Origin of the sequence: Mesorhizobium sp. M1182 (assembly GCF_040318335.1) — a bacterium.
GTDB lineage: Bacteria > Pseudomonadota > Alphaproteobacteria > Rhizobiales > Rhizobiaceae > Mesorhizobium.
In genome coordinates, this window is record NZ_JAMYMD010000091.1 from 1 (window position 1) to 508 (window position 508).

1 protein-coding gene is annotated in these 508 nt (G+C 58.7%); it reads left to right on the top strand.

Features of this window, described 5'->3' with window-relative positions; genetic code table 11:
• Positions 1-102: 102 nt before the first annotated feature.
• Positions 103-508, top strand: a 406-nt coding sequence (locus NKH33_RS33190) for a DUF982 domain-containing protein (protein ID WP_352923755.1), incomplete at its 3' end; no start/stop codon positions are given.

The window sequence follows — 508 nt, forward strand, 5'->3', positions numbered from 1 at the left end:
GACCCAGAACACGATCCACCATCGCGAATCTCCCTGCTCCAACCTCACAACAGAATCACTGATCGGCTTCTGTGCAAAGATCTCCCCGTAGGAGAAGGTGTCATGGCAACCCGTTGGTTCTCCGCTCCGGTGTACGCTAAAACCGACCGACCTGGGGTCACCTACGGGTGCAACAATGTCGAGGGTGCCGCCGAGGAACTCATGAAGTGGACCAAGATGGGGCCTAAGTGGCGGGAGGCTGTGCAACTATGCATCGACGCCGGCGAGGACCGGGCGACACCGGAGGAGGCACGTAAATATGAACATCACGCGGCCCGTCGGATTGGTGCTGGCAAGCGAAGCGTTCTGGAGCCTTCGGGCATGTGGTGTTCAATCCCAGGGTCGATGCCGGTGAGATTGATGCGTTCCCAACTCAGCGGCGAGAAACTTCGCTGTCATGCCGGCTTGTGCTGCCGCACGACCTTCCATTCATGCCAGATCAGCACCATGACGACAGCATCGAATACGG